Below are 21,459 nucleotides of genomic sequence, written 5' to 3'. Positions count from 1 at the left end.
CCGTCGATAAGTGGCCACTCGTTGAAAGAGATCTGGCCACTCGTCGATCCTTTCGACGAGTGGCCAGATCTTGCGCGGGGAGTGGCCAGATCTTGCGCGGGGAGTGGTCAGATCGTGACGAGCTTGCCGCCCGCGTCGAACGTCACCGACATGATCCCGGGCGTTCCCTTGGGAGCGACCCACTCCACCTCGACGTCTTCAAGCGGCTTCTCCACGGGCTCACCGAGCCACTCGGTCACGCGCTCGGCCGAGCCCGCGATCGTGAGCTTCGTGACGCTCACCGTGCCCGGGTACGCGTTCGAGGGGTGCAACTCGGGGTCGCCCTCCCACTTGAGCATGTAGGGGACCTGCGGGTCGGCGATGAGCCCGAGGATACCGATCTGCTTCCACACGAGTTCCCGACCGTCCGGGAACTTGCGGTTGCCCGGAACAGCCTTGCGACCGAGCCGGGTCTCGATGGGGGCGAGGTCCTCAACCTCGACGCACCAGCCCATCCAGCCACCGCCCGCAGCGGACCGAGCCCGGACGGCCTGGCCGAACGGTGCCTTGTCTGAAGCAGGGTGATCGAGGACTTCGACGACCTCGAGGTAGTGGTGCTGCGTGAGCGGGATGATCATATTGCGGGTGCCGAACCGAGGGTGGACGCCGCCCTTGACTGCCTCGACTCCGAGAGCGCTGGCAATCCTCTCCGTTGTGGCGGCCAGGCCGTCGGGCTCGCAGGCATAAGAAACATGGTCCATACGCATGCAGTCATCTTGGCACTTTGTGACTGGGCTCTCAGCTTAGGCTTGCCTTACTTGGAAACGGCGAGCGGAAGTGCCACTTCCATCGTTGTTCCTCCGGCTCCGGTTTCGGCGATTCGGACCGATCCGCCGTTCCTCACGGCGATCTCCCGAACGAGCGCGAGCCCGATTCCGTAGCTCCGGCGCGCGTCAAGTCGAGCGGTCGTGCCGCCGCGGGAGAACCGGTCGAAGACGCGCTCAGGGCTTGGCCCCGCGATCCCCGGACCGGTGTCGGCGACGGTGAGCAGCGCAGTCGTGCCCCGCCCTGGCGCGGAGACGGTCCGGACGCCGACGGTGACACGCCCGCCCTCCGGGGTGTATTTGAGGGCGTTGTCGGCGAGGGCGACGACGACGCGGCGCACCGCGGGAGCCGCGACAGCGACCGGCACGGGCTCGTCGGGGGTCTCGGCGGCGAGGGCGATACGCCGGTCCAGGGCCATGACCTCCAAATCGGAAACGACGCCGCGGGCGAGCGAGGCGAGGTCGGTTGGGCTCTCGGTGAGGTCGGGGCCGGAACCCGCAATGCCGTGGAGCAGGTCCTCGATGACGGCGGCGAGGGAAGCTGAATCGCTGCGCAGCTGGGCGAGGACCGGGGCGGCATCGCTCTCGGGCCCGAGGCGCTTCTGCGCGAGCTGGATGCGCGTGTCGAGCACCGCGAGCGGAGTGCGGAGTTCGTGGCTCGCGTCCTGGACGAACCTGCGTTGGAGGGCCAGGGCCTCGCCGAGCGGCCGGACCGCTCGCCGTGCGCTCAGGACGCCGACGACGCCGCCGAGCACAATGCCCGCGATCCCGCCGACCACGAGGATCCCGAGCACGTCGACGGTGTCCAGCACGACCTGCGGCTCCGAGCGCTGGAGATGCGAGAGCACCTCGGCGGGCTGCGACTTGGCCCACAGGAAGACGGCGGCTCCCGCGAGCAACAGGACGACGACGACGGCGACCGCACCCGCGATCTGCACGCCCACCCGGAGCGCGGCACGGCGGAGAGCCACCTCATCGGAGTTTCGCGCTCGGCGCGGCTGTCGCCAGCTCATTCGAGTCCGCCGAGCTGGTAGCCGACGCCATGGACGGTCCTGATCACTGACTTGTCCGTCTTCTTCCGGAGGTAGTGGACGTAGGTATCGACGACGCCGGGCGTGTCGCCGGCGTCGAACGCGACCTCGAGGAGCTCGGCGCGGGAATGGACGCGCTCAGGCTCCCGGGCAAGCACCGCGAGGAGCGTCGCCTCGGCCCCCGAAAGCTCGACGCGGTGCCCGTATGGCGAGGAGAGGACGCGCGCTGCGGGATCGAGTTCCCATGAGCCGATCACGAGGAGCTCGGGTCCCTGCGGCGTGTAGGTCCGGGTCATGGCCCGGAGGCGCGCAGCGAGCTCCTCCGCGTCGAACGGCTTGACGAGATAGTCGTCGGCGCCGGCGTCGAGGCCCTCGACCTTGTCCGGCACGCTGCCGAGGGCCGTGAGCATCAGCACGGGCGTCGCTATGCCCTTGGACCGCAGCGACTTCACAAGGTCGACGCCGTCGACATGTGGGAGCCCGCGGTCGACGACGAGTGCCTCCCAGTCCTGGCCGGTCGCGAGGCGGAGGCCTTCGCGTCCGTCGGCTGTGAGGGTGACCTCGAAGTCGGGGGCGAGGAGCTCGGCAACGAGAGGGCCCAGCTGGCGGTCGTCCTCGACGAGGAGCACGCGGGGTCGGAGGTCCATGAGAGCCATTCTCGCAAGGACCCCCGTTCCCGTGCCGTCAGCTCGGCCTCGCGCTCAGTCCGTCGCCTCCGCGTAGCGGTTCTCCTCGTCTGCGGCCTTCTCGGGCTGCCCGGCGCCTGCCTTCTTCGCTGCACGCCGATGACGGAGCGCCTCGATCCCGATCGGGACGACGGACACAACCACGATGAGCACCGAGAGCACGTCGATGTTGTTCTTGATGAATTCGACGTGTCCGAGCCACACGCCGACCAGGGTCACGGACACCGCCCACGCCACGGCGCCGAGCACGTTCCAGCCGATGAACTTCCGGTACGGGTACTTTGCCGCACCGGCCACGAGCGGCGTGTACGTGCGGACGATCGGCACGAAGCGCGCGAGGACGAGGGCCCGGCCGCCGTAGCGGGAGAAGAAGGATTCGGCGCTCTCGAGATGGCTGAGTTTGAGGATCTTCGCGTCCTCCTTGAACCATCGCCTGCCGACGGCCTTGCCGAGCATGTAGCCCGCCTGGTCTCCGGCGATGGCCGCGACTGCCACCACAAGGATCAGCACAGGCAGCGAGAGGCCGAGCTGGGCGTGCAGGAGCCCCACGGTGAAGAGCAGCGAATCGCCCGGGAGGAACGGGAACAGGAGGCCGGATTCGACGAAGACGATGAGGGCGACGACGCCGAGCACCCAGGGGCCCGCGCCGACGAGGAGGGAGGTGGGATCCATCAGGAGGTTCCTTCGTCGGTCAGCGGTACTCGAGCCGCGTCACGAGCGGGACGCGGGCGAGCAGCGGGGGAGCGAAGCGGTTCCACAGCCCGCACCACAGGAGGATGCCGGCAATCGAAGCGGGGAAGGAGGCGATGACGTCGATGGGGTAGTGCACGCCGACGTACACGCGGGAGATGGCCACGAGGCCCGAGAACACCATGCCCACAACGAGGACCCACTGCCCCCATCGCTTGTCCCGGAACAGGAAGTAGAGCGCGATCGTGAGCGACACCGCGAAGCACACGTGGCCGCTCGGGAAGCTGTTGGGGTCCATGTCGGGCGAGATCGGGTTTGCCAGCAGGCTCGCATCGGGTCGCTGTCGGTGGACGGCGTACTTGAACAGGAGGCTGAAGACCCAGCCGAAGCCAGTGATCGACGCGACTGCGAGGGCATCGATGGGGGTCCTTCGGGCGAACCAGAGGACGGCGATGAGCACGACGAGGATGACGACGGCGCCCGAGGGCCCGAGGATCTTCTCGACTGCGAGGGCCAGAGTGTTGAGCCAGCCGGCGTGCTCGGTGCTCAGCGACTGGTCGATCGCGAGTTCGGCGCCCGTGATGGTCGAGGTCTTGGCGACGAAGCCGGCGACGAGCACGATGACGCTGATCACCACAGGGGTGAGGATCCAGTGGCGCAGGCTCGGCAGCGTGGTCAGTTGGCTGCGCGGAGTGCGGTTCACGGAGGCGCTCTGCCCCGCGAAGTCGTATGAGGTCATGGTCCTATCCTGCCCTGCTGGATCTAAGACGGTTCTAAGAACCTCTGAGAAGGTGACGAGGGCGACTCGCTTCACACGGCCGAAAAAAGGTGGGCCCGAGAGAGGAGCGGTACGAACGTGCCGATTCTGGGGGCGCTCCGTGGCTTGACGCACAGAGACTGTGCCGAGGACCATGAGATCGGCACGATCGTACCGAGGACGTTCAGAGCTACGGAGTTCCGGCGTGCTGAAGATACTGAGAATAGTGGGAGGCCGCCCGGATGAGCGAAGCGATGGGTGCGATCGCCGCGCAGGTACGCTCCCGCCGTCGTGCGCTAGCCCTCACGCAGCAGGATCTGGCAGACCTCGCCGGAGTGTCCGAACGCTTTGTGCGCTTCGTCGAGCAGGGCAAGCCGAGCGTCCGCCTGGATGCGCTCACCGCAGTGCTGGACGCCCTCGGGCTGGGGCTCGACGTCGTCTCGCGGACCGCGGGCGGTAGGAGATGAGCCGGCACCGCATCGCAGATGTTTACAAGGCGGGCATTCTCGCCGCTCGTCTCGAGCGGGTGGAGCACGGCACGCGCTTCTCCTACGTTCCGACCTATCTCGCCCAGCGCGGCGATCCCGTCGCGACTACCCTCCCGCTGAATCGCCGTCCGGTCGAGACGCCGGCTGGGGCTGTGCCACCGTTCTTCACCGGGCTCCTCCCCGAAGGGAGAAGGCTCGCCTCCCTTCGCCGTGCGGTCAAGACGAGCGCCGACGACGAGCTCGGCCTCCTCATGGCCGCGGGCGGCGACCCCGTGGGCGACGTCCAGATCGTGCCCCATGGGGAGCCGCTCTCGAGCCATTCCCGCGACCTCGACCACGCAGTCGAATTCGACGCGCGGCGCCCTCCGGACTTCGCCGCTCTCATCAACGACCCAACGCTCGTCGATCCGAAGGCGCTCGCGGGCGTCCAGGACAAGGTGAGCGCAGGCATGATCTCGCTGCCAGCCGCCGAGGAGGGGCGCCGGTACATCCTCAAGCTCAACGCGCCGGAGTTCCCGCACGTGGTCGAGAACGAGTACCTCATGTACCGCTACGCGTCACGACTCCGGATCCCGTTGAGCCCAGTGCGGCTCGTCCACGACGTCGCCGGGCGCGCCGGGCTTCTCGTCGAGCGCTTCGACAGGCCGGTCCTGCCAGAGGGCGGCACCGCGCGCCTCGCAGTCGAGGACGGCTCGCAACTCCTCGGGCTGTACCCGGCGGACAAGTACAACGTCAGCTACGAGGAGCTCTGCAGGGCGGTGGCCGCACAATGTGCGGCAGAGCTGCCGGCGCTGCGGAACCTCGCGCTCCAGGGGGCCTTCGCTTGGCTCGTCGGCAACGGCGACCTGCACGCGAAGAACGTCTCGGTGGTCCGGGGCTCCATGCTCACAGGAGAGTGGACCGTCGCCCCGGTCTACGACATCCCCTCCACAGTCCCGTACGGCGACCGCTCGCTCGCCCTGCCTCTCGGCGGGAAGCGCACCGGCATCTCCCGCCGGCACTTCCTTGCCTGGGCGGGGGAGCTTGGCCTTCCGGCGCGGGCGGCTGCTGGCGTCGTGGACACCGCACTGCGGGCGGCCGGCCCGCTTCTCGCCGCACTCGAGATGGACGACGGCGGCCCCTCGCCCTTCGCTGCCGCCCAGACACGCGCTTGGGTCAAGGAGCTGCGCCACCGTCGGCGGCTGATGGAGGGCTAGCGCTTCACACGCTGTCACACACTTGCCCGCGCGAATCTCGGGGCTCTTAGACTCACAAGAGGTCATGAGCGCCAGCGTCAAACCCCGGTTTGCTGGCCGGCAACCCTCCCGCTGCGGTGGGGTGCCCCGGGTGAGGACCTGGTCCGGCGAGAGCCGCCGGTCAAAGCAGCGCAAAGGAGATTGCTATGTCCGGCAACCCCCAGTGGTCGTTGGAGACTCGCCAAATCCACGCCGACCTCGAGGGAGGCTTCCCGGCGGTTTCCGCCGCTCAGGGCGCCCCAGCCGTCGTCGAGCCGGTCGCATGACGCTCGTGGACCGCTTCGCAGCAGCCCCCGCGGGCGTTCCCGTGGCCGCCCCGCCCGCCGAAGAGTCGCTTGACGGGGTGCTCCGCACTGTCGCGGTCGGCGCGCTCCAGCTTGAGGCAGGGGGCGCGCTGCCGGAGGTCGAGCTGGCTTACGAGACCTGGGGCAAGCTCAACGCGGACGCCTCGAACGCTGTGCTCATCCAGCACGCCCTCACGGGGGATACGCACGTGGCCCGGGGCATGGGCACCGAGCCCGGCTGGTGGGATCCGCTCGTCGGGCCGGGCAAGCCCGTCGACACGGACAAGTACTTCGTCGTCTCGGCCAATATCCTCGGAGGCTGCTACGGGAGCACTGGCCCGGCCTCCCTCGATCCCGAGGGCACGCCTTGGGGCTCGCGCTTCCCCTTCGTCACCATCCGTGATTCGGTCCGCGCCGAGGCCCGTCTCGCTGACCGTCTCGGCATCCGTCGGTGGCACGCCGTGCTGGGCGGATCGATGGGCGGGGCCCGCGCGCTCGAGTGGGCCGCGACCTACCCAGACCGGGTGCGGCACTGCGTCGTCGTCGCAATCGGGGCCTACAGCACCGCCGAGCAGATCGCGCTCGCGCAAGCGCAGGTTCTCGCGATCCGTCAGGACCCGAACTACCGCGACGGCGACTACTACGGTGGACCGCATCCAGTGGCGGGCCTCGGCCTAGCGCGTCGGATCGCCCATATCAGCTACCGGTCCGAGGCCGAGCTGGGCTTCCGCTTCGGGCGCCGGGGCCAAGGGGCCGAGAACCCGCTCGAGGCATCGGACGGGGCGGCTTCGCGCGGCAGGTACCAGGTGGAGAGCTATCTCGACCATCAAGCCGAGAAGCTCATCGGCCGCTTCGACGCGAACAGCTACGTGATCCTGACCGAGGCCCTCATGAGCCACGACGTGGGCCGCGGGCGCGGAGGAGTTCAGCGCGCGCTGTCGTCGGCGACCGCGCACTTCTTCCTTGCTGCCGTGAACTCGGATCGGCTCTACTTCCCCGAGCAGAGCGAAGAGCTCGCACAGGCGCTTCCAGGCGAAGTGCCTGTGCACATGATCGATGCGAAGATCGGCCATGACGGGTTCCTTACGGAGATCGGACAGCTAGGGCCGGAACTCAGGCGGCGCGTCTTCACCCTCTGAGGTACGAGGCCGAGCGGGCGACATCCAGTGCGGTGCACGGGAGAGAGGGAGGCGATGAACGCTCGTCGGGTTCGTGACGTGCCTGCCTCCTCTGATTTCGAGGCGTTCACCTGCGCGTGCCGCCTCGCAGTGGCCGATCCCGAGGTGCTTGAGCCCGCCTTGGCGGACCTCAAGGCATTCCTTGCCCGAGTGGACGAGGCCTGCAGCCGGTTCCGCCCAGACTCGGAGCTGAGCCGTCTTGAGCGTGATGGGGGAGGTCAGGCCGGCCCACTTCTCGCAGGCTTGGTCCGAACAGCCCTCGAGGTTGCCGAACGCAGCGGTGGCGACGTGACACCGACCCTGGGAAACGAACTTGCAGACCTCGGCTACGGCCCCTCCCCGGGCGGCAGGTCACCCTCGCCCGCCTCGGCACAGCCTCTGGTCGCCGAGCGTATCCTGCCCAGCGAGAGCTGGCGTGGCGTGCGGATCGACGACGGCGTGCTCACCCTCCCGCCGGAAGTCTCCCTCGACTTGGGGGCAACGGCGAAGGCCGCGGCCGCCGACCTCGCCGCAAGAGAACTCCACGAACGGTTTGGAACTTCCGTGCTGGTTTCCCTCGGCGGCGACCTCGCAACGGGCGGCCCGGACGCTTGGGAGGTCTTCGTCCAGGACCTCCCCGACGATCCGTCGACGCAGGTTCGCCTGAGCGGCGGCTGGGCCATGGCGACATCGAGCACCCAGAAGCGACGTTGGCGCTCAGGCTCCCTCGAACTCCATCACATCCTGGACCCTCGGACGTCTCTTCCGGCACCACCGGTGTGGCGCAGCGTCTCCGTCGCGGCTCCCGACTGTGTGAGCGCGAACATGGCGAGCACTGCTGCCATCGTGAGAGGGGAGCGTGCGTTGCCCTGGCTCCGCGGCCTGGGCTACCCCGCTTGGCTCGTCCGGGACGACGGCCGCGTGCTGGAGATCAACGGCTGGCCCGCGGGACTGACCCCTGCCGGTTGATGCTGGGCTTCAGCCGCGCATGACCTCGTTCCGGGCCTTCATGTACTCCTCGAGCGAGATCTTCTGCTCCGTGAACTTCCTGTCCAGCTCGGCGAGCTTCCGAGCACGGTAGCCCTGAGGCTCCGAACTCTCGGGCATCGGCGGCGGCTCCGGAAAGCCCTGCCCGGACATCGACCGATCTGGCATGCTCTGATCGGGCAGGCGCGGGGGAACGGGCGTACCCTGAGGCCCTGACTGGCCTGGCACAGTCTGCTCTCGCCCCGTCTGGCCTGGCAAGGGCTGCCCACGGTCAGGCTGCCCATGGTTGGGCGCGGGCTCCGGGATGGTCTGCCCCGGGAAGCTTCCCGGCGGAATGGGCTGCTGCCACCACGCACCTTCGCCGGGAGGTGTCGGGACGGCCTCGCCGGGAGGTGGGCCCACCGGTGGTCCGCCCGGCTGTTGCCCGCCTGGTTGCTGATTCGGGAAGCCTCTCGGGTATGGGTTGCCGGGATACCCGCCATACCGGTTGTAGCCTCGGTCGCGCGGTGGAATCTGCCGCCGCCGCGGATCTTGGCTCATTCGCCGGATGACAATGGGGATCACCCACCCGAAGACGACGACCAGCCAGAAGAAGCTCACGGCCGCCTCCTACTTTCCCTGACTTTGCTGGTTCAGAATCGCGTCGCCTGTCAATGCGTCGCCCGAGCCCAAGGGTACGCCTATCCCGAACACAGGCGCCGCCGTCGGACGCTTCGCAGAGAGGCCGTCGCCGCTCGACTTGTGCCGGATCCTCCTGATGACCCACGGGACGAAGTACTCGCGCGCCCAGACGAGGTCTTCGGCGCGCGCGGCCCGCCACGAACGGTTCGGCAGCGGAGCGGGGTCCATCGGGGAGAGTTCGTGCGGGACGTTGAGCGCTTCGAGCGCCATGATGGCGATCGTGTGGTGCCCGAGCGGGGAGAAGTGGAGCCGGTCGCTTGCCCACATCCGAGAGTCGGAGAGCTGCCGCAGGCTCCACATATCCGCGATGATCGCGTCGTGGCGCGCCGCAATAGTCCGGAGGTGTTCGTTGTAGATGGCGACCTTGCTCCGGATTGCGCTGAGCACAGGAGTCGAGCCGACATCGGGTCCGTTGAAAAGGAGCACGGTCGCGCCGCTTTCGGCGAGGCGCCCGACGGCGGCGTCGAGCTTGAGGGCGAGGTGGTCGGGGTCGGTGCCCGGGCGGAGGAGGTCGTTCCCGCCTGCCGAGATGGTCACGAGGTCGGGGGCGAGGGCGAGGGCGGGTTCGAGCTGCTCGTCGACGATCTGCTGCAGGAGCCGGCCTCGGATCGCGAGATTCGCGTAGGCGAAGTCCTCCTGGCTCCGCGCGAGCTCCTCGGCGAGGCGGTCGGCCCAGCCGCGGTAACCGCCTGGCGAATCCGGGTTGGGGTCGCCGATGCCCTCGGTAAAGGAGTCACCCAAGGCGACATACCGGTGCCAGGGGTGCCGCTCGCCGTCGACGAGCTCAAGTTCGCGTTGACTGGTCTGAGTCATCTCGCTTCTCGTTTCGCTCCTGATCCCTCTTTAGGAGGTTAACGCCAATGAACCGTAGTCTGTGCCCTCCCGCAATAGTTGAGGCTTAAACCAGGTCCTTGGAGGCAACCTCGCTACTTGAAGCTTCAACTAGATGCGAGAATGGTCTGCATGACTGAGGCCTCGACTGTTTCCCGCTACATCGAAAGCTATCCGGCACACCGCGTCCTCTGGAGCCGCCCTGAGGGCGAGCGCGCCGGCACACCGCTCATCGTGCTCCTACATGGGTATGGTGCGAACGAGGCCGACCTCATGGGTCTGGCCCCGCTCCTTCCCGAGGAATTCACGGTCGCCTCATTGCGTTCGCCCCAGATCCTCGCCCCCGGTGCCTATCAGTGGTTCCCGCTCGTCGCGACCGACGACTTCGACCTGGCCCAGGTCGAGGCGGCCAGCGAATACGTCCTCCGCTGGCTCGACGAAATCCGTACCGACCACCCGTCCGTCACACTCCTCGGATTCTCGATGGGCATGGCGATGGCGACGACTCTTCTCCGTCGCCGCCCGGACGACTTCGCCGCCGTCGTGGGCCTCTCGGGATTCGCGGTCGATCCAGCAGTGCAGAACGGGCTCGGTTCGTGGGGCTATGTGCGCGACGACGAGCTCGAGGGGACCGTGCCGTTCTTTTGGGGCCGTGATCAGGCGGACCCTGTCATCACGCCGGACAAGGTCGCGTACACCCTGGATTGGGTACGGGGTCACGTCGACCTCACGAAGGTCGTCTACGAAGGGATCGGGCACAGCATCAGCGGCCCCGAGATGGCCCACGTCTCCGAGTTCCTGAGGCTCAAGGTACTCGCCTGAGCCTTACGTCTGGGCGACGAGCCGGACCTTCTCGCCGTTGACCTCGACGACGTCGCCCGCTGCCAGCTGGCGCCCGCGGCGCTCCTCGATGTCGCCGTTGACCTTGACGAGGCCGTTGCGGATGAGCTCGGCGGCCTCGACGCCGTCGTCCACGAGCGAGGCGAGCTTCAGGAGCTGACCCAGCCGGATGGTGCCTTCGCGGATTTCGACCTCGTGCATGGCACTCACTTTAACCGCCGGTAGGCTTGACTGAGGACATCACCGGACCGCACCCAGCGGCCTGCACAGTATGGAGGACATGTCTTGGCACCCAAATCCCAACTGGACGCGATCGTCTCCCTGGCCAAGCGCCGCGGATTCGTCTTCCAGGCGGGTGAGATCTACGGAGGCTCCCGCTCCGCGTGGGATTACGGTCCACTCGGCGTCGAGCTGAAGGAGAACATCAAGGAGCAGTGGTGGCAGACGTTCGTCCGCGGCCGCGAGGACATGGTGGGCCTCGACTCCTCCGTCATCCTCCCGAAGCAGGTGTGGGAGGCATCCGGGCACGTCGCGACGTTCACCGATCCTCTCGTCGAGTGCCTCAACTGCCACAAGCGGCACCGTCAGGATCACCTCATTGAGGCTTACGTCTCCAAGAAGGGCCGCCAGCCCGAGAACGGCATGGAGTCCATCACCTGCCCCGACTGCGGCGTCACGGGAAAGTGGACGGAGCCCCAGATGTTCTCCGGCCTCATGAAGACGTTCCTCGGCCCGGTCGACAACGCGGAGGGCCTCCACTACATGCGGCCCGAGACGGCGCAGGGCATCTTCGTGAACTTCAACAACGTCGTCACGGCCTCGCGGAAGAAGCCGCCGTTCGGCATCGGCCAGATCGGCAAGGCGTTCCGCAACGAGATCACCCCAGGCAACTTCATCTTCCGCACCCGTGAGTTCGAGCAGATGGAGATCGAGTTCTTCACGGCTCCGGCGGAGGCTGACGAGTGGTTCGAGCACTGGGTCGACTCGTGCTGGAACTGGTTCGTGGACCTCGGGATCAACCCGGACAACATGCGGAAGTTCGATGTGCCCGAGGACGAGCGCGCGCACTACTCTGCGGGAACGATCGACGTCGAGTACCGCTTCGGGTTCCAAGGCAATGAGTGGGGCGAGCTCATGGGCATCGCCAACCGAACCGATTTCGACCTCGGGAGCCATTCGAAGGCGTCGGGCCACGAGCTGAGCTACTTTGACCAGACCACGAACGAGCGCTACATCCCGTACGTGATCGAGCCGTCGTTCGGCCTCACGCGCTCCATGATGGCGTTCCTGGTCGACGCCTACTCCGAGGACGAGGCTCCCAACACGAAGGGCGGCGTCGACAAGCGCACCGTGCTGCGCCTCGACCCGCGTCTCGCCCCCGTGAAGGCAGCCGTCCTGCCGCTCAGCCGCAACGAGGACCTCTCGCCCAAGGCTCGGGGTCTCGCGGCCGAGCTTCGGAAGCACTGGAACATCGACTTCGACGACGCCGGCGCGATCGGGCGGCGCTACCGCCGTCAGGACGAGGTAGGCACCCCCTTCTGCATCACCGTCGACTTCGACACCCTCGAGGACCAGGCCGTGACCATCCGCGAGCGCGACACGATGTCCCAGGACCGGGTGTCCCTCGACAAGGTCCAGGGCTACCTCTTCGAGCGTCTCGCGAAGAACTGACGCGGCGAGGAGCGGAAACCACGTGGCTGAGCTGACGTACCGTCCGTGGCACACGGGCGACGACCAGACGCTCCTGCAGATCTGGGGCGACGCCGAGGGTCCGGCCGCGGAGCAGTTCCGTGGCCAGCTCGCCCCGGATGCGGACCACGACGACGCGACGGGCACCGTGTGGCGCCGGTGCCTCGTGGCCGAGGACCAGGGAATTCCCGTAGCCGCTGGGGTGGTGTACGAGAGCACCCTGCACCCGGAGCGGCTGTGGGCCTATGTCGAGGTCGCGCGGGATCATCGCGGCCGTGGCGTGGGCACCGAGCTGCTCCGTCGCGTCCGGGAGGCGGCACTGCTCGCCCCGGGCGGGTCACGGCCCCTTCGCACCAAGGTGGCCGCGGGCAGCACCGGGGAGGCGTTCGCACTCGCGCGTGGTTTCGCCGCGCTGCAGCGCTCGCGCCAGGTTGTCATCCGCCCCGGAACCCTCAAGCTTCCTGTGTTCGGCGACGGCTCGGAGGAGCAGAGCTCTCAGCTCGTCCAGGAGCTGGCGACCGGTTCGGTCGAGCTGAGCGACGCCGTCGCGCGCTACTACGCCGCCGTGCACGGGTGGGACCCGCCTGCCCCCTTGAGCATCGGAAAGGCTCAGCAGTTCTTTCTTTCCGACGCCTCGGGTGCCCACGGAGCCGTCGTGCTGCGGGCCCCGGCGCAGAGCGCGTTCGGCTCAGGCGCTCCCGCCAAGAAGAAGGGCAGGCTGCGGGCCTTCGCGGTCAGCTACGCGTCGCCGGTCCCGGCGGACGACGACGCGGAGCCCAGCGAAGTGTTGCTCGGGCACAACACGGAGCTCGATCCCGACGACGCGCGAGAGGCGGTGCGAGGCTTGCTCGCCTTGATCGCCTACCAGCACCCAGTGCTGCTCGAGGTGGACGACTCGATGGAGGCCGTCCGCGCCACTGTCGATCCCCTCTTGGAGGCAGGGGCCGCCGCACAAGTCGGTCCTGAGACGCTCGTTCTCGGTGACTGACGGGTGGGCGCGGGTCACAGCGGGCACGTGCTCACAGCGGCCGGGCTGGTCGCGCGTCGACGCGCGGCGTGGATCCTCGCCGCGATCCTCGGGCCGTTAGGGGTCGCGACCCTCGTCGCGATGGTCCTCCTCTGGCCGACCGGCGATCACGGTGATCTCAAGCTCTCGAACCCGTACGCCGTCGCCCAAGGAGTGTCGATCGACACCGGCACCGTCCAGACGGTCGGTCAGTCAGGGTGCGCAGACGGCCAGCCGGCCTCGCAGTGCGCTGTCGCCGTGACGCAGCCGGAAGCCGGGGGCCCTGTTGTCGCCGTGGCGATGAATCCGGATGTCATGGTCTCGCACGGCGTCAAGGCGGGGGACAGGATCCGGTACCTCAACCTCTCCAGGCTCCAGCAGCCCTCGGCGACTCCTGCAGCGAGCGCGCCGGCGGCGCCGTCGTACGTCTTCGTCGACTTCGTGCGGACGGTTCCCGTCCTCCTGCTCGCAGGACTGTACGCCTTTGTCGTCGTTGCGGTCGCGCGGTGGCGGGGTCTGCGGGCGCTCGTCGGACTCGCGGGGGCCTACGCCGTGCTAGCCCTCTTCGTCCTCCCCGGCCTTGTCGAGGGGAAACCGCCGCTCCTGCTTGCCCTCGTGGGCTCGACCGCGATCATGATGGGCGTGCTCTACTTCGCGCACGGCATCTCGGCTCGGACCTCCACGGCGCTCCTCGGGACAATCTTCGGGCTTGGAGTGACAGCCCTCCTTGCGTCGTGGGCGGTCGATGCCGGCAACCTGACCGGCGTTGGCTCCCACGACGCCGCCTCCCTCGTGAGCCTCGGAGGAGGGCTCTCGATCTCAGGCGTCATCCTGTGCGGTCTCGTCATTGCCAGTCTCGGGGCACTCAACGACGTCACCATCACTCAGGCCTCCGCCGTATGGGAACTGTACGAACTCGCTCCTCGCACACCCGCGAGGAGGCTGTTCTCGTCGGCGCTGCGGATCGGGCGCGACCACATCGCCTCGACCGTCTACACGATCGCCTTCGCGTATGCGGGCGCGGCCCTTCCGGCGCTTCTGCTCGTCATGCTCTACGAACGCCCGCTGCTCGAAGCGCTCACCGGCCCCGAACTCGTCGAGGAGGTCGTCCGGACGCTCGTCGGCTCGATTGGGCTTGTGCTCGCGATCCCGTTGACGACGGCGGTCGCGGTCGCCGTCGTCAAAGCGACGGGGGCGGCTCGGCTCGCCCCGGCAGCCGCCCCCGAAACCGCGGGGTAAGGCGCGTCTACATGTCCCGGTAGCGCTTTGCCTCGGCGAGGGCCTTCGTGAGGCCAGCCTTGTCGAGCCGCGGGCCGTATCCGGGTGTGTCCCTCTGGATGCGCCAACCCTCGGCGAGCGGCCCGGCGTCGACCGCGTCGAAGCCGAACTCATCGATGAGATGGGCAACTTGGGCCTTCGCGCCCTCGTCGTCGCCCGCTATCGAGAGCGCGCGGCGGTCCGGCGATCCCGCCGGGAGCGAATCCCCGGTGAGGTCGCGAGCGTAGATGTGGTTGAAGGCCTTCACGACGTGCGATGACGGGAGGTGCGCCTGGAGCAGCTCTGCTGTCGTCGTCTGCTCGGAGTCCAGCTCGGGGATCGAGCCGTCCCGCTGAGGGTAGTAGTTGTTGGTGTCGATGACGGTCTTGCCAGCGAGCTCGTCGACCGGCACCTTCTCGAGGTTCTTGAGCGGGATTGTCACGACCGCGATGTCCGCGGCGCGCGCAGCCTCGCTGGCCGTCGCGGCCCTGGCGTGCGGACCGAGCTCGGCCACAAGGCCTGACAGGGTCTCGGGTCCGCGCGAGTTGCTCACGACGACGTCGTACCCGGAGCGCACCGCGAGGCGCGCGAGCTGGGAACCGATGTGTCCGCTGCCGATGAAACCAATCGTTGTCATGTCGGGTGCAACCGCGAGGGCCGTGAACTATTCCCATCGGCGCCGGTTGTCGTGCCAACCGGGGCGGGGATTCTGTCGGAGTTATCAGTTCTGTAGGAGTTAGCAGTTCCGTAGGAGTTATCCACATACGCCCCCGCCGGCCCCCACGAGGGGTCGGCGGTCCCGTAGCGTCGAAGCAGTGGGGGAAACACCCACTGCGGGAGACCAGGGATATGGGGGAGACCATGGGCAAAGCAGCGAGGTTGAGAAGCACACGGGCGGTCGAGGCGAGTGCGGACTCCGCCGACCGCTACATCGAGGGATTCACGGTGGGGCGCGCCGATCGCTTGAGAAGCCACTGCGTTGATGCAATTCGAGGGCTCGGCTACCGCGCATGGGACCGAAGGAGCCACATCGTCATCACCGGCGGTCCCTTCCGGCCTCCAGGGGCGACTCTCGGATTCACGACGATCGCCCGGGAGGCGCGTCGGGTAGGGGAGGATGCTTGGCCCGGACTCGTAGCGGACATCGTCGGACAGCTCATCGAGAGTGCGCTCGCTGCGCCGCCGCATCTCGACCGCGAGGAATTGCGCAGGCAGATCTTCCCGCGGTTCTCCGCGCCGGGCCGCATTCCCGAGGCACGGCTGGCCGAAGACTACAGCTATGCCCGGTGGGTCGGAGACATGCCGCTCCTCCTCGCAGTCCGGCACAGTCAGGCTTCGGCGTTCATCGCCGACATCCACCTCTCGAAGGCCGGGGGAGCGGAGGCGGCGTGGGAGGCCGCCGAGGCCAACCTCTTCGAAGCCGGCCTCGGCGAGCTCACGGTGTATGCCTCGCCTTCGGGGGCGAACGTCCTCGTGTGCGAGTCCGAGCATCCCCGACAGGCGGCGTGGCTCGCCTACCCTGGCCGCCTTATGGACGTGCTGGGTCTTGAGATCGGACCGAGAGGAGTGCTGTTCTGCGCTCCAGCGCATCGGATCCTCGGCATCCACGTCCTCGGCCCGCGTGCGACGGTTGAGGACGCGCAGAGCGTCCTCAATCTGGCGGCCATCCTCGGCGAGGACGAGATCGCTCCGCTCACCCAAGAGCTCTTCTGGTGGCGCCCCGGCCATCCCGTGCTCCCTGTCTCACCCGAGGGAGTCATCGAGGGGATCTCCGCATTTGACACAATAGACGGGTGAATGCTGTGTCCACCGCTCCTCCCGAGGCCTCTGCGCCTGCCCGCTTCGTGCTCCCACCGCTTCGGCTTGGCCGCCTTACGATCACGACGCCGGTGGTCCTCGCGCCGATGGCAGGCATCACGAACACGGCTTTCCGGCGCTTGTGCCGGGAGTTCGGCGGCGGACTTTACGTGTCCGAGATGGTGACCTCCCGCGCCCTCGTCGAGAGGCACCCGGAGTCCCTCCGGATGATCTCCCATGACGACGATGAGAAGGTCCGTTCGGTCCAGCTCTACGGTGTTGATCCGGTGACAGTCGGGCGCGCAGTCCGCATGCTCGTCGAGGAGGACCGGGCGGATCACATCGACCTCAACTTCGGCTGCCCGGTGCCTAAGGTCACGAAACGGGGAGGGGGGTCCGCTCTGCCGTGGAAGACCGACCTCTTCACCTCGATCGTCACGACCGCTGTCCGTGAGGCCCAGCGCGGCGATGTCCCGCTGACCATCAAGATGCGCAAGGGTATCGACGACGACCACTTGACCTACCTCGAGGCCGGGCGCATCGCACGGGATACGGGGGTCGCGGCGGTCGCCCTGCATGGCCGCACCTGCGCGCAGTTCTACTCCGGAACGGCGGACTGGGATGCCATCGCACGCCTCCGCGAGGCGCTCCCCGACATCCCGGTCCTCGGAAACGGCGACATCTGGAGTGCCGAGGACGCGATTCGCATGGTGCGCCAGACCGGAGTGGATGGGGTCGTCGTCGGGCGCGGTTGCCAAGGGCGTCCGTGGCTGTTCGGCGACTTGCAGGCTGCGTTCGAGGGCAGGGCCGGCCGCATTCGCCCCGGACTCGGCGAAGTGGCCGCAGCCTTCTACCGGCACGCGGAGCTTCTCGTGGACTACTTCGAGGACGAGGACAAGGCACTGCGGGACATCAGGAAGCACGTCGCGTGGTACTTCAAGGGCTACACGGTGGGCGGGGAGCTCCGCGCCAAGCTCGCTCAGGTTCCCACGCTCGCTGTTCTGCGCACCCTCCTCGACGAGCTCGACGACGACGCCCCGTACCCGGGCGTCGATGCTGAGGGGCCGCGCGGCCGCGCTGGTTCGCCGAAGCGTCCTGCGCTTCCCGACCGTTGGCTGGAAAGCCGATCGATGAACCACGACCAGACCCGGGACATCGCCGCCGCCGAGCTGGATGTGTCCGGTGGCTGAGGTGCTCAAGGACGGGCGGCACGTGCTCGGCATCTATACCGAGGAAGACAGCCGCCGCTGGGTGGACGAGCCGCGTAAGAAGAGCTACCGCAGCGACTTCGAACGGGACCGGGCACGGGTGCTCCACTCCTCGGCGCTGCGCCGCCTCGGGGCGAAGACCCAGGTCGTTGCACCGGACACCGATGACTTCGTCCGGACCCGGCTCACACATTCGCTCGAGGTCGCCCAAGTGGGCCGTGAACTCGGGCGCGTTATCGGGTGCGATCCGGACGTTGTCGACGCAGCATGCCTGAGCCACGACCTCGGGCACCCGCCCTTCGGGCACAACGGCGAAAGCGCGCTCAACGAGATCGCGCATCGAATCGGCGGCTTCGAAGGCAACGCACAGACCCTCCGGCTCCTCACCCGGCTAGAACCCAAAGTGCTGGACGCCAATGGGCGTCCGGCAGGGCTCAACCTGACGAGGGCTAGCCTCGACGCAGCCTGCAAGTACCCTTGGATGGCACGGGACGCGCCGCTTGTCCACGGGCAGCGCACGAGCAAGTTCGGCGCCTACGAGGACGATCTCGAAATCTTCGAGTGGATTCGCGAGGGCGCTCCCGTGGGTCGGAGCTGCATCGAGGCTCAGGTCATGGACCTCTCGGACGACATCGCGTATTCGGTCCACGACGTCGAGGACGCCATCGTGGCGGGCAAGTTCCAGCTCCGGTGGATGGCGAACCCGGATCACCGGGCTCGCGTCATCGGCTACACCCAGCAGTGGTACCTTCCCCACAACGACGCCGGCGAGATCGACGCCGCTCTGGCGCGTCTCGAGTCGACGCCCGTGTGGGTGCTCGAGGCGGATGGCTCCCGAAAAGCGATGGCGGCCCTCAAGAACATGACGAGCCAGCTCATCGGCCGCTTCTGTGACAGCGCCCTCAAGCTCACGCGCGCTGCCTACGGCGATTCTCCGCTCACGCGCTACGCGGGCGAGGTTGTTGTGCCTCAGGAGACGGTGATCGAGATTGCGGTGATGAAGGGGCTCGCCACGACGTTCGTCATGACGACGGACCATCGTCAGCCCATCTACGAGCGCCAGCGAGAGGTGCTTCACTCGCTCGTCTCCGCGCTCAGCGCTACCGACGATCGCCACCTTGAGCCGATGTTCGCTGCCGACTGGCGCGCGGCCTCCGATGACTCGGCTCGGCTTCGGGTCGTCATTGACCAGGTGGCGTCGCTGACCGATGCGTCGGCGCTCGCGTGGTACGAGCGTCTCGTAGGGAGCCTTCCGAGCCTTTGGTAGCCCAAAACCGAAGATTGACGGCGAGCTTGCTGACGAGTAGCTGGGGACCGGCTTGCTGATGACTAACGACGACTAACTGAGGAGGTGGCGTGGCAGGCCTGATCAAACCCGACGACATCGCAGAGGTGCGCTCCCGCACTGACATACGCGAGGTCGTGGAGGGCTACGTCACGCTCAAGGGCGCAGGCATCGGGTCCTGGAAGGGGCTGTGCCCGTTCCACGACGAGCGTACTCCTTCCTTCCATGTGCGCCCGCAGGTTGGCACGTATCACTGCTTTGGCTGTGGCGAGAGCGGGGACGTCATCAGCTTCGTCATGAAGCTGGACCATACTGGCTTCGCCGAGACAGTCGAGAAGCTCGCCGCCCGGATCGGATACGAGCTCCACTATGAAGAGGGCGCCGGGCCGCGCCGTGAGGAAGTGGGGCGTCGGCAGAGACTGCTCGACGCTCATAAGATCGCTGCCGAATTCTTCCGGGAGCAGCTATTGAGCCCAGCCGCTGCCGTGGGTCGCCAATTTCTCTTCGAGCGCGGCTTTGACCGTTCCGTGGCAGAGCAGTTCGGTGTGGGCTTCGCCCCGCAGGGCTGGGACGGATTGCTCAAGCATCTGCGCGGCAAGGGCTTCCGAGACGATGAGCTCAAGCTCACCGGAATGTTCTCCGAGGGCAATAGAGGCATCTACGACCGCTTTCGAGGCCGCTTGATCTGGCCCATCAAGGACATCGCGGGGGACGTCATCGGCTTCGGCGCCCGCCGGCTGTTCGATGACGATCAGGGGCCGAAATACCTCAACACTCCCGAGACGACTCTCTACAAGAAATCGCAGGTGCTCTACGGCATCGACCTTGCGAAACGCAGCATCGCCAAGAAACGCCAACTCGTTGTGGTCGAGGGCTACACCGACGTCATGGCATGCCACCTTGCAGGAATCGACACCGCTGTCGCGAGCTGCGGTACGGCGTTCGGCAGTGAGCACATCAAGATCGCCCGTCGGCTCCTTTCGGACGACGGGACGGGGGGAGAGGTGGTCTTCACCTTCGACGGCGACGCGGCTGGGCAGAAGGCAGCGCTCAAGGCGTTCGAAGAGGACCAGAGATTCGTGGCGCAGACGTTCGTGGCCGTTGAGCCGAGCGGAATGGATCCGTGCGAGTTGCGACAGCACCGCGGTGATGCCGCCGTACAGGCCCTCATCGAGTCGCGTCGGCCGCTCTTCGAGTTCGCGATCCAGGCAACACTGCGCAAGCACGATCTCAACACGGTCGAAGGACGCGTATCGGCGCTGCGCGAGGCAGCGCCCGTAGTCGCCCAGATTCGGGACCATGCCATCCGCCCTGCCTACGCACGGGAACTCGCCAAATGGCTTGGCATGGCGCCCGACGACGTCTCCCGCGCCGTGGGCGCCGCGGGCCGTCGTGCGTCGTCGCAGGCGTCTGGTGGGCCAGGTTCCGCTGGGCCAGATTCCGCTGGGCCAGCTTCCGGTGGTGTTCCAGGCTCCGCCTTCGCCCCTGGCCGAAACCTTCGGCCCGACCCTCGGGACCCTGTCGCCACGATGGAGCGGCAGGCGCTCGAGGTGGCTCTCCAGTACCCGGGGACGCTCGACGAGGAGGCTTGGCAGCATTTCGGCCAAGCACGCTTCACGGCGCCGGCGTACCAGGCCGTGCATGCCGCGATGACCGCTGCTGGACACCCGCCAGCTGAGAGTGAAGGAGCCAGTGAGTGGATCGAACGGATCCGCGGCGAAGCGCCCGAGCCTCTGTGGCCGCTCCTGGCTGAACTCGCGGTGACGCCGCTGCCGGCGTCGACCCCTGAGTCGCTGGAGCGCTACTGCCGGGACATCCTCGCCGGGCTTTTCGAGCTTCAGATCACCGCGCGGAAGGCCGAGCTGATGGGGCAGCTCCAGCGGATGGATCCCAGCGGTCCCGTCGAGGAGCACCAACGGCTCAATCGTGAGCTGATGGAACTCGAGTTGCGGCGCCGCCGGCTTCGCCAGCGGGACTGAACGGACCTTACTGGCCGATTTCCGATCAGCGGCGGCTGCCTGCTAATCTTGACCGCGTTGCGCCTTCCCCCGTAGCTCAATTGGCAGAGCATTCGACTGTTAATCGAAGGGTTACTGGTTCGAGTCCAGTCGGGGGAGCTTGGAATCGTGCTGCCCTTGAAACGGGTGGGCGATCCATTCCCCCGTAGCTCAATTGGCAGAGCATTCGACTGTTAATCGAAGGGTTACTGGTTCGAGTCCAGTCGGGGGAGCCATCTCGCGGAATATCATTGATCCATGGCCGCGCGGAAGGGCGAGTTGCCCGCCGGATGGACCCGCTATGAAGGGCCTCTGCTGACGATCTGGCGGGTGCGCTACGAGCGGATCTACGGCGACGGGTCCGCCGAGCACTACGCCGACGGAATGTTCGTCCGCGACCATCGTCGCCCGATCGCTCAATGGATCAACTACTCCGCGAAGGCCGCCGTGCTTGTTGCTCCCGAGACCCCAGCAGGCTGGCCAGTCCAGCGCTTCGCGATCTACTACGCCCCGCCCGGAGACGGGCTCGAACCAGTCCTGACCGCACGCCATGAGTGGCAGCCGCGGGGGCCGCGAGGTTCGGCAACCGACGCGGACGCCTTTGCAGCCGCGGTCGAAGCGGCGGAGCAGTTCCTCGTGGCCGAGACGGCCTTCGGCGCGATCGGCTGAAACCGCGATCGGCTGAGAAGATGCCTCTTCTACTGACAACCGCCGATTGGCTCACGGAGGGCTTCGTTGCTTGACCCCTGA

Annotated in this window: 22 protein-coding genes, 2 tRNA genes and 1 riboswitch; of the genes, 15 read left to right on the top strand and 9 right to left on the bottom strand. The window is 67.4% G+C overall.

Features of this window, described 5'->3' with window-relative positions:
- Window positions 1-107: 107 nt before the first annotated feature.
- From L0M17_RS13645 to L0M17_RS13625, 5 genes are read right to left on the bottom strand one after another with little or no spacing between them, the layout of a single operon-like run.
- Window positions 108-746, bottom strand: a complete 639-nt coding sequence (locus L0M17_RS13645) for a VOC family protein (protein ID WP_241054572.1) — start codon at window positions 744-746, stop codon at window positions 108-110.
- Window positions 747-793: 47 nt separating this feature from the next.
- Window positions 794-1,774 carry a sensor histidine kinase gene (locus L0M17_RS13640; RefSeq protein ID WP_241054571.1) on the bottom strand — a complete coding sequence of 327 codons (981 nt, stop codon included), beginning with the start codon at window positions 1,772-1,774 and terminating at the stop codon, window positions 794-796.
- Between the two features lie 38 nt (window positions 1,775-1,812).
- Window positions 1,813-2,481 carry a response regulator transcription factor gene (locus tag L0M17_RS13635; RefSeq protein ID WP_308196881.1) on the bottom strand — a complete coding sequence of 223 codons (669 nt, stop codon included), beginning with the start codon at window positions 2,479-2,481 and terminating at the stop codon, window positions 1,813-1,815.
- Between the two features lie 54 nt (window positions 2,482-2,535).
- A complete protein-coding gene (locus L0M17_RS13630; protein WP_241054569.1) occupies window positions 2,536-3,192 on the bottom strand; it encodes a DedA family protein in 657 nt (218 codons plus the stop codon).
- Between the two features lie 19 nt (window positions 3,193-3,211).
- Window positions 3,212-3,949, bottom strand: coding sequence for a phosphatase PAP2 family protein (locus L0M17_RS13625; RefSeq protein ID WP_241054568.1), 738 nt, complete (start codon window positions 3,947-3,949; stop codon window positions 3,212-3,214).
- 260 nt (window positions 3,950-4,209) lie between these two features.
- Between L0M17_RS13625 and L0M17_RS13620 the strand changes: the two genes are divergently transcribed.
- From L0M17_RS13620 to L0M17_RS13605, 4 genes are all read left to right on the top strand, one after another.
- Window positions 4,210-4,434, top strand: coding sequence for a helix-turn-helix transcriptional regulator (locus tag L0M17_RS13620; protein ID WP_241054566.1), 225 nt, complete (start codon window positions 4,210-4,212; stop codon window positions 4,432-4,434).
- Window positions 4,431-5,651: a type II toxin-antitoxin system HipA family toxin gene (locus tag L0M17_RS13615; RefSeq protein ID WP_241054564.1), complete on the top strand. Its 1,221-nt coding sequence runs from the start codon at window positions 4,431-4,433 to the stop codon at window positions 5,649-5,651. The genes L0M17_RS13620 and L0M17_RS13615 overlap by 4 nt, the downstream gene beginning before the upstream one ends.
- Before the next feature lie 60 nt (window positions 5,652-5,711).
- Window positions 5,712-5,824, top strand: a riboswitch (SAM riboswitch).
- Window positions 5,825-5,952: 128 nt separating this feature from the next.
- Window positions 5,953-7,113 carry a homoserine O-acetyltransferase MetX gene (gene metX, locus L0M17_RS13610; protein WP_372498021.1) on the top strand — a complete coding sequence of 387 codons (1,161 nt, stop codon included), beginning with the start codon at window positions 5,953-5,955 and terminating at the stop codon, window positions 7,111-7,113.
- A 54-nt stretch (window positions 7,114-7,167) separates the two neighbouring features.
- On the top strand, window positions 7,168-8,100 hold the full coding sequence (locus L0M17_RS13605) for an FAD:protein FMN transferase (RefSeq protein ID WP_241054563.1): 933 nt from the start codon (window positions 7,168-7,170) through the stop codon (window positions 8,098-8,100).
- 9 nt (window positions 8,101-8,109) lie between these two features.
- On the opposite strand, the gene L0M17_RS22330 is transcribed toward L0M17_RS13605, so the two are convergent.
- Both L0M17_RS22330 and L0M17_RS13600 read right to left on the bottom strand, forming a co-directional pair.
- Window positions 8,110-8,238: a hypothetical protein gene (locus L0M17_RS22330; RefSeq protein ID WP_255731996.1), complete on the bottom strand. Its 129-nt coding sequence runs from the start codon at window positions 8,236-8,238 to the stop codon at window positions 8,110-8,112.
- 489 nt (window positions 8,239-8,727) lie between these two features.
- Window positions 8,728-9,612 carry an SGNH/GDSL hydrolase family protein gene (locus tag L0M17_RS13600; RefSeq protein ID WP_241054562.1) on the bottom strand — a complete coding sequence of 295 codons (885 nt, stop codon included), beginning with the start codon at window positions 9,610-9,612 and terminating at the stop codon, window positions 8,728-8,730.
- Between the two features lie 150 nt (window positions 9,613-9,762).
- Between L0M17_RS13600 and L0M17_RS13595 the strand changes: the two genes are divergently transcribed.
- Window positions 9,763-10,452, top strand: a complete 690-nt coding sequence (locus L0M17_RS13595; RefSeq protein ID WP_241054561.1) for an alpha/beta hydrolase — start codon at window positions 9,763-9,765, stop codon at window positions 10,450-10,452.
- A gap of 3 nt (window positions 10,453-10,455) precedes the next feature.
- Here the strand turns inward: L0M17_RS13595 and L0M17_RS13590 are convergent, their stop codons facing one another.
- Window positions 10,456-10,671 carry an RNA-binding S4 domain-containing protein gene (locus L0M17_RS13590; RefSeq protein ID WP_241054560.1) on the bottom strand — a complete coding sequence of 72 codons (216 nt, stop codon included), beginning with the start codon at window positions 10,669-10,671 and terminating at the stop codon, window positions 10,456-10,458.
- A gap of 84 nt (window positions 10,672-10,755) precedes the next feature.
- Here L0M17_RS13590 and L0M17_RS13585 point away from each other — a divergent pair, with 84 nt between their 5' ends.
- From L0M17_RS13585 to L0M17_RS13575, 3 genes are read left to right on the top strand one after another with little or no spacing between them, the layout of a single operon-like run.
- Window positions 10,756-12,141, top strand: a complete 1,386-nt coding sequence (locus L0M17_RS13585) for a glycine--tRNA ligase (RefSeq protein ID WP_241054559.1) — start codon at window positions 10,756-10,758, stop codon at window positions 12,139-12,141.
- A 22-nt stretch (window positions 12,142-12,163) separates the two neighbouring features.
- Window positions 12,164-13,147: a GNAT family N-acetyltransferase gene (locus L0M17_RS13580; protein ID WP_241054558.1), complete on the top strand. Its 984-nt coding sequence runs from the start codon at window positions 12,164-12,166 to the stop codon at window positions 13,145-13,147.
- Window positions 13,148-13,150: 3 nt separating this feature from the next.
- The gene (locus L0M17_RS13575; protein ID WP_372498020.1) at window positions 13,151-14,404 is read left to right on the top strand and encodes a YibE/F family protein; all 1,254 of its coding nucleotides are present in this window, start codon (window positions 13,151-13,153) and stop codon (window positions 14,402-14,404) included.
- Window positions 14,405-14,411: 7 nt separating this feature from the next.
- Here the strand turns inward: L0M17_RS13575 and L0M17_RS13570 are convergent, their stop codons facing one another.
- The gene (locus L0M17_RS13570; protein ID WP_241054555.1) at window positions 14,412-15,059 is read right to left on the bottom strand and encodes an NADPH-dependent F420 reductase; all 648 of its coding nucleotides are present in this window, start codon (window positions 15,057-15,059) and stop codon (window positions 14,412-14,414) included.
- 242 nt (window positions 15,060-15,301) lie between these two features.
- Here L0M17_RS13570 and L0M17_RS13565 point away from each other — a divergent pair, with 242 nt between their 5' ends.
- The 7 genes from L0M17_RS13565 (at window position 15,302) to L0M17_RS13535 (ending at window position 21,378) form a co-directional block, all read left to right on the top strand.
- On the top strand, window positions 15,302-16,219 hold the full coding sequence (locus L0M17_RS13565; protein WP_241054554.1) for a hypothetical protein: 918 nt from the start codon (window positions 15,302-15,304) through the stop codon (window positions 16,217-16,219).
- Complete coding sequence (dusB, locus tag L0M17_RS13560; RefSeq protein ID WP_241054553.1) at window positions 16,216-17,409, top strand: tRNA dihydrouridine synthase DusB; 1,194 nt, start codon at window positions 16,216-16,218, stop codon at window positions 17,407-17,409. Before L0M17_RS13565 ends, dusB begins: the two co-directional genes overlap by 4 nt.
- Window positions 17,393-18,694: a deoxyguanosinetriphosphate triphosphohydrolase gene (locus L0M17_RS13555; RefSeq protein ID WP_241054552.1), complete on the top strand. Its 1,302-nt coding sequence runs from the start codon at window positions 17,393-17,395 to the stop codon at window positions 18,692-18,694. Before dusB ends, L0M17_RS13555 begins: the two co-directional genes overlap by 17 nt.
- 89 nt (window positions 18,695-18,783) lie before the next feature.
- On the top strand, window positions 18,784-20,691 hold the full coding sequence (gene dnaG, locus L0M17_RS13550; protein WP_241054551.1) for a DNA primase: 1,908 nt from the start codon (window positions 18,784-18,786) through the stop codon (window positions 20,689-20,691).
- Window positions 20,692-20,756: 65 nt separating this feature from the next.
- Window positions 20,757-20,829 (top strand) — tRNA-Asn (locus L0M17_RS13545).
- Between the two features lie 40 nt (window positions 20,830-20,869).
- Window positions 20,870-20,945: transfer RNA gene (locus L0M17_RS13540), tRNA-Asn, on the top strand.
- A 22-nt stretch (window positions 20,946-20,967) separates the two neighbouring features.
- On the top strand, window positions 20,968-21,378 hold the full coding sequence (locus L0M17_RS13535; RefSeq protein ID WP_241054550.1) for a hypothetical protein: 411 nt from the start codon (window positions 20,968-20,970) through the stop codon (window positions 21,376-21,378).
- Window positions 21,379-21,459: the final 81 nt, after the last annotated feature.

The organism is Sinomonas terrae (assembly GCF_022539255.1).
In the GTDB taxonomy this organism is placed as follows: Bacteria; Actinomycetota; Actinomycetes; order Actinomycetales; family Micrococcaceae; genus Sinomonas; species Sinomonas terrae.
Note: the sequence above shows the minus strand (reverse complement) of the source record. Positions and strands in the feature narration are given on the sequence as shown.

What these genes read in the sequence shown, in the direction of transcription:
- L0M17_RS13645 (WP_241054572.1), bottom strand. Translation starts at nt 746, where the DNA reads ATGCGTATGGACCATGTTTCTTATGCCTGCGAGCCCGACGGCCTGGCC.
- L0M17_RS13635 (WP_308196881.1), bottom strand. Translation starts at nt 2,481, where the DNA reads ATGGACCTCCGACCCCGCGTGCTCCTCGTCGAGGACGACCGCCAGCTG.
- L0M17_RS13630 (WP_241054569.1), bottom strand. Translation starts at nt 3,192, where the DNA reads ATGGATCCCACCTCCCTCCTCGTCGGCGCGGGCCCCTGGGTGCTCGGC.
- L0M17_RS13625 (WP_241054568.1), bottom strand. Translation starts at nt 3,949, where the DNA reads ATGACCTCATACGACTTCGCGGGGCAGAGCGCCTCCGTGAACCGCACT.
- L0M17_RS13620 (WP_241054566.1), top strand. Translation starts at nt 4,210, where the DNA reads ATGAGCGAAGCGATGGGTGCGATCGCCGCGCAGGTACGCTCCCGCCGT.
- L0M17_RS13615 (WP_241054564.1), top strand. Translation starts at nt 4,431, where the DNA reads ATGAGCCGGCACCGCATCGCAGATGTTTACAAGGCGGGCATTCTCGCC.
- metX (WP_372498021.1), top strand. Translation starts at nt 5,953, where the DNA reads ATGACGCTCGTGGACCGCTTCGCAGCAGCCCCCGCGGGCGTTCCCGTG.
- L0M17_RS13605 (WP_241054563.1), top strand. Translation starts at nt 7,168, where the DNA reads ATGAACGCTCGTCGGGTTCGTGACGTGCCTGCCTCCTCTGATTTCGAG.
- L0M17_RS22330 (WP_255731996.1), bottom strand. Translation starts at nt 8,238, where the DNA reads ATGCCCGAGAGTTCGGAGCCTCAGGGCTACCGTGCTCGGAAGCTCGCC.
- L0M17_RS13600 (WP_241054562.1), bottom strand. Translation starts at nt 9,612, where the DNA reads ATGACTCAGACCAGTCAACGCGAACTTGAGCTCGTCGACGGCGAGCGG.
- L0M17_RS13595 (WP_241054561.1), top strand. Translation starts at nt 9,763, where the DNA reads ATGACTGAGGCCTCGACTGTTTCCCGCTACATCGAAAGCTATCCGGCA.
- L0M17_RS13590 (WP_241054560.1), bottom strand. Translation starts at nt 10,671, where the DNA reads ATGCACGAGGTCGAAATCCGCGAAGGCACCATCCGGCTGGGTCAGCTC.
- L0M17_RS13570 (WP_241054555.1), bottom strand. Translation starts at nt 15,059, where the DNA reads ATGACAACGATTGGTTTCATCGGCAGCGGACACATCGGTTCCCAGCTC.
- L0M17_RS13555 (WP_241054552.1), top strand. Translation starts at nt 17,393, where the DNA reads ATGTGTCCGGTGGCTGAGGTGCTCAAGGACGGGCGGCACGTGCTCGGC.
- L0M17_RS13535 (WP_241054550.1), top strand. Translation starts at nt 20,968, where the DNA reads ATGGCCGCGCGGAAGGGCGAGTTGCCCGCCGGATGGACCCGCTATGAA.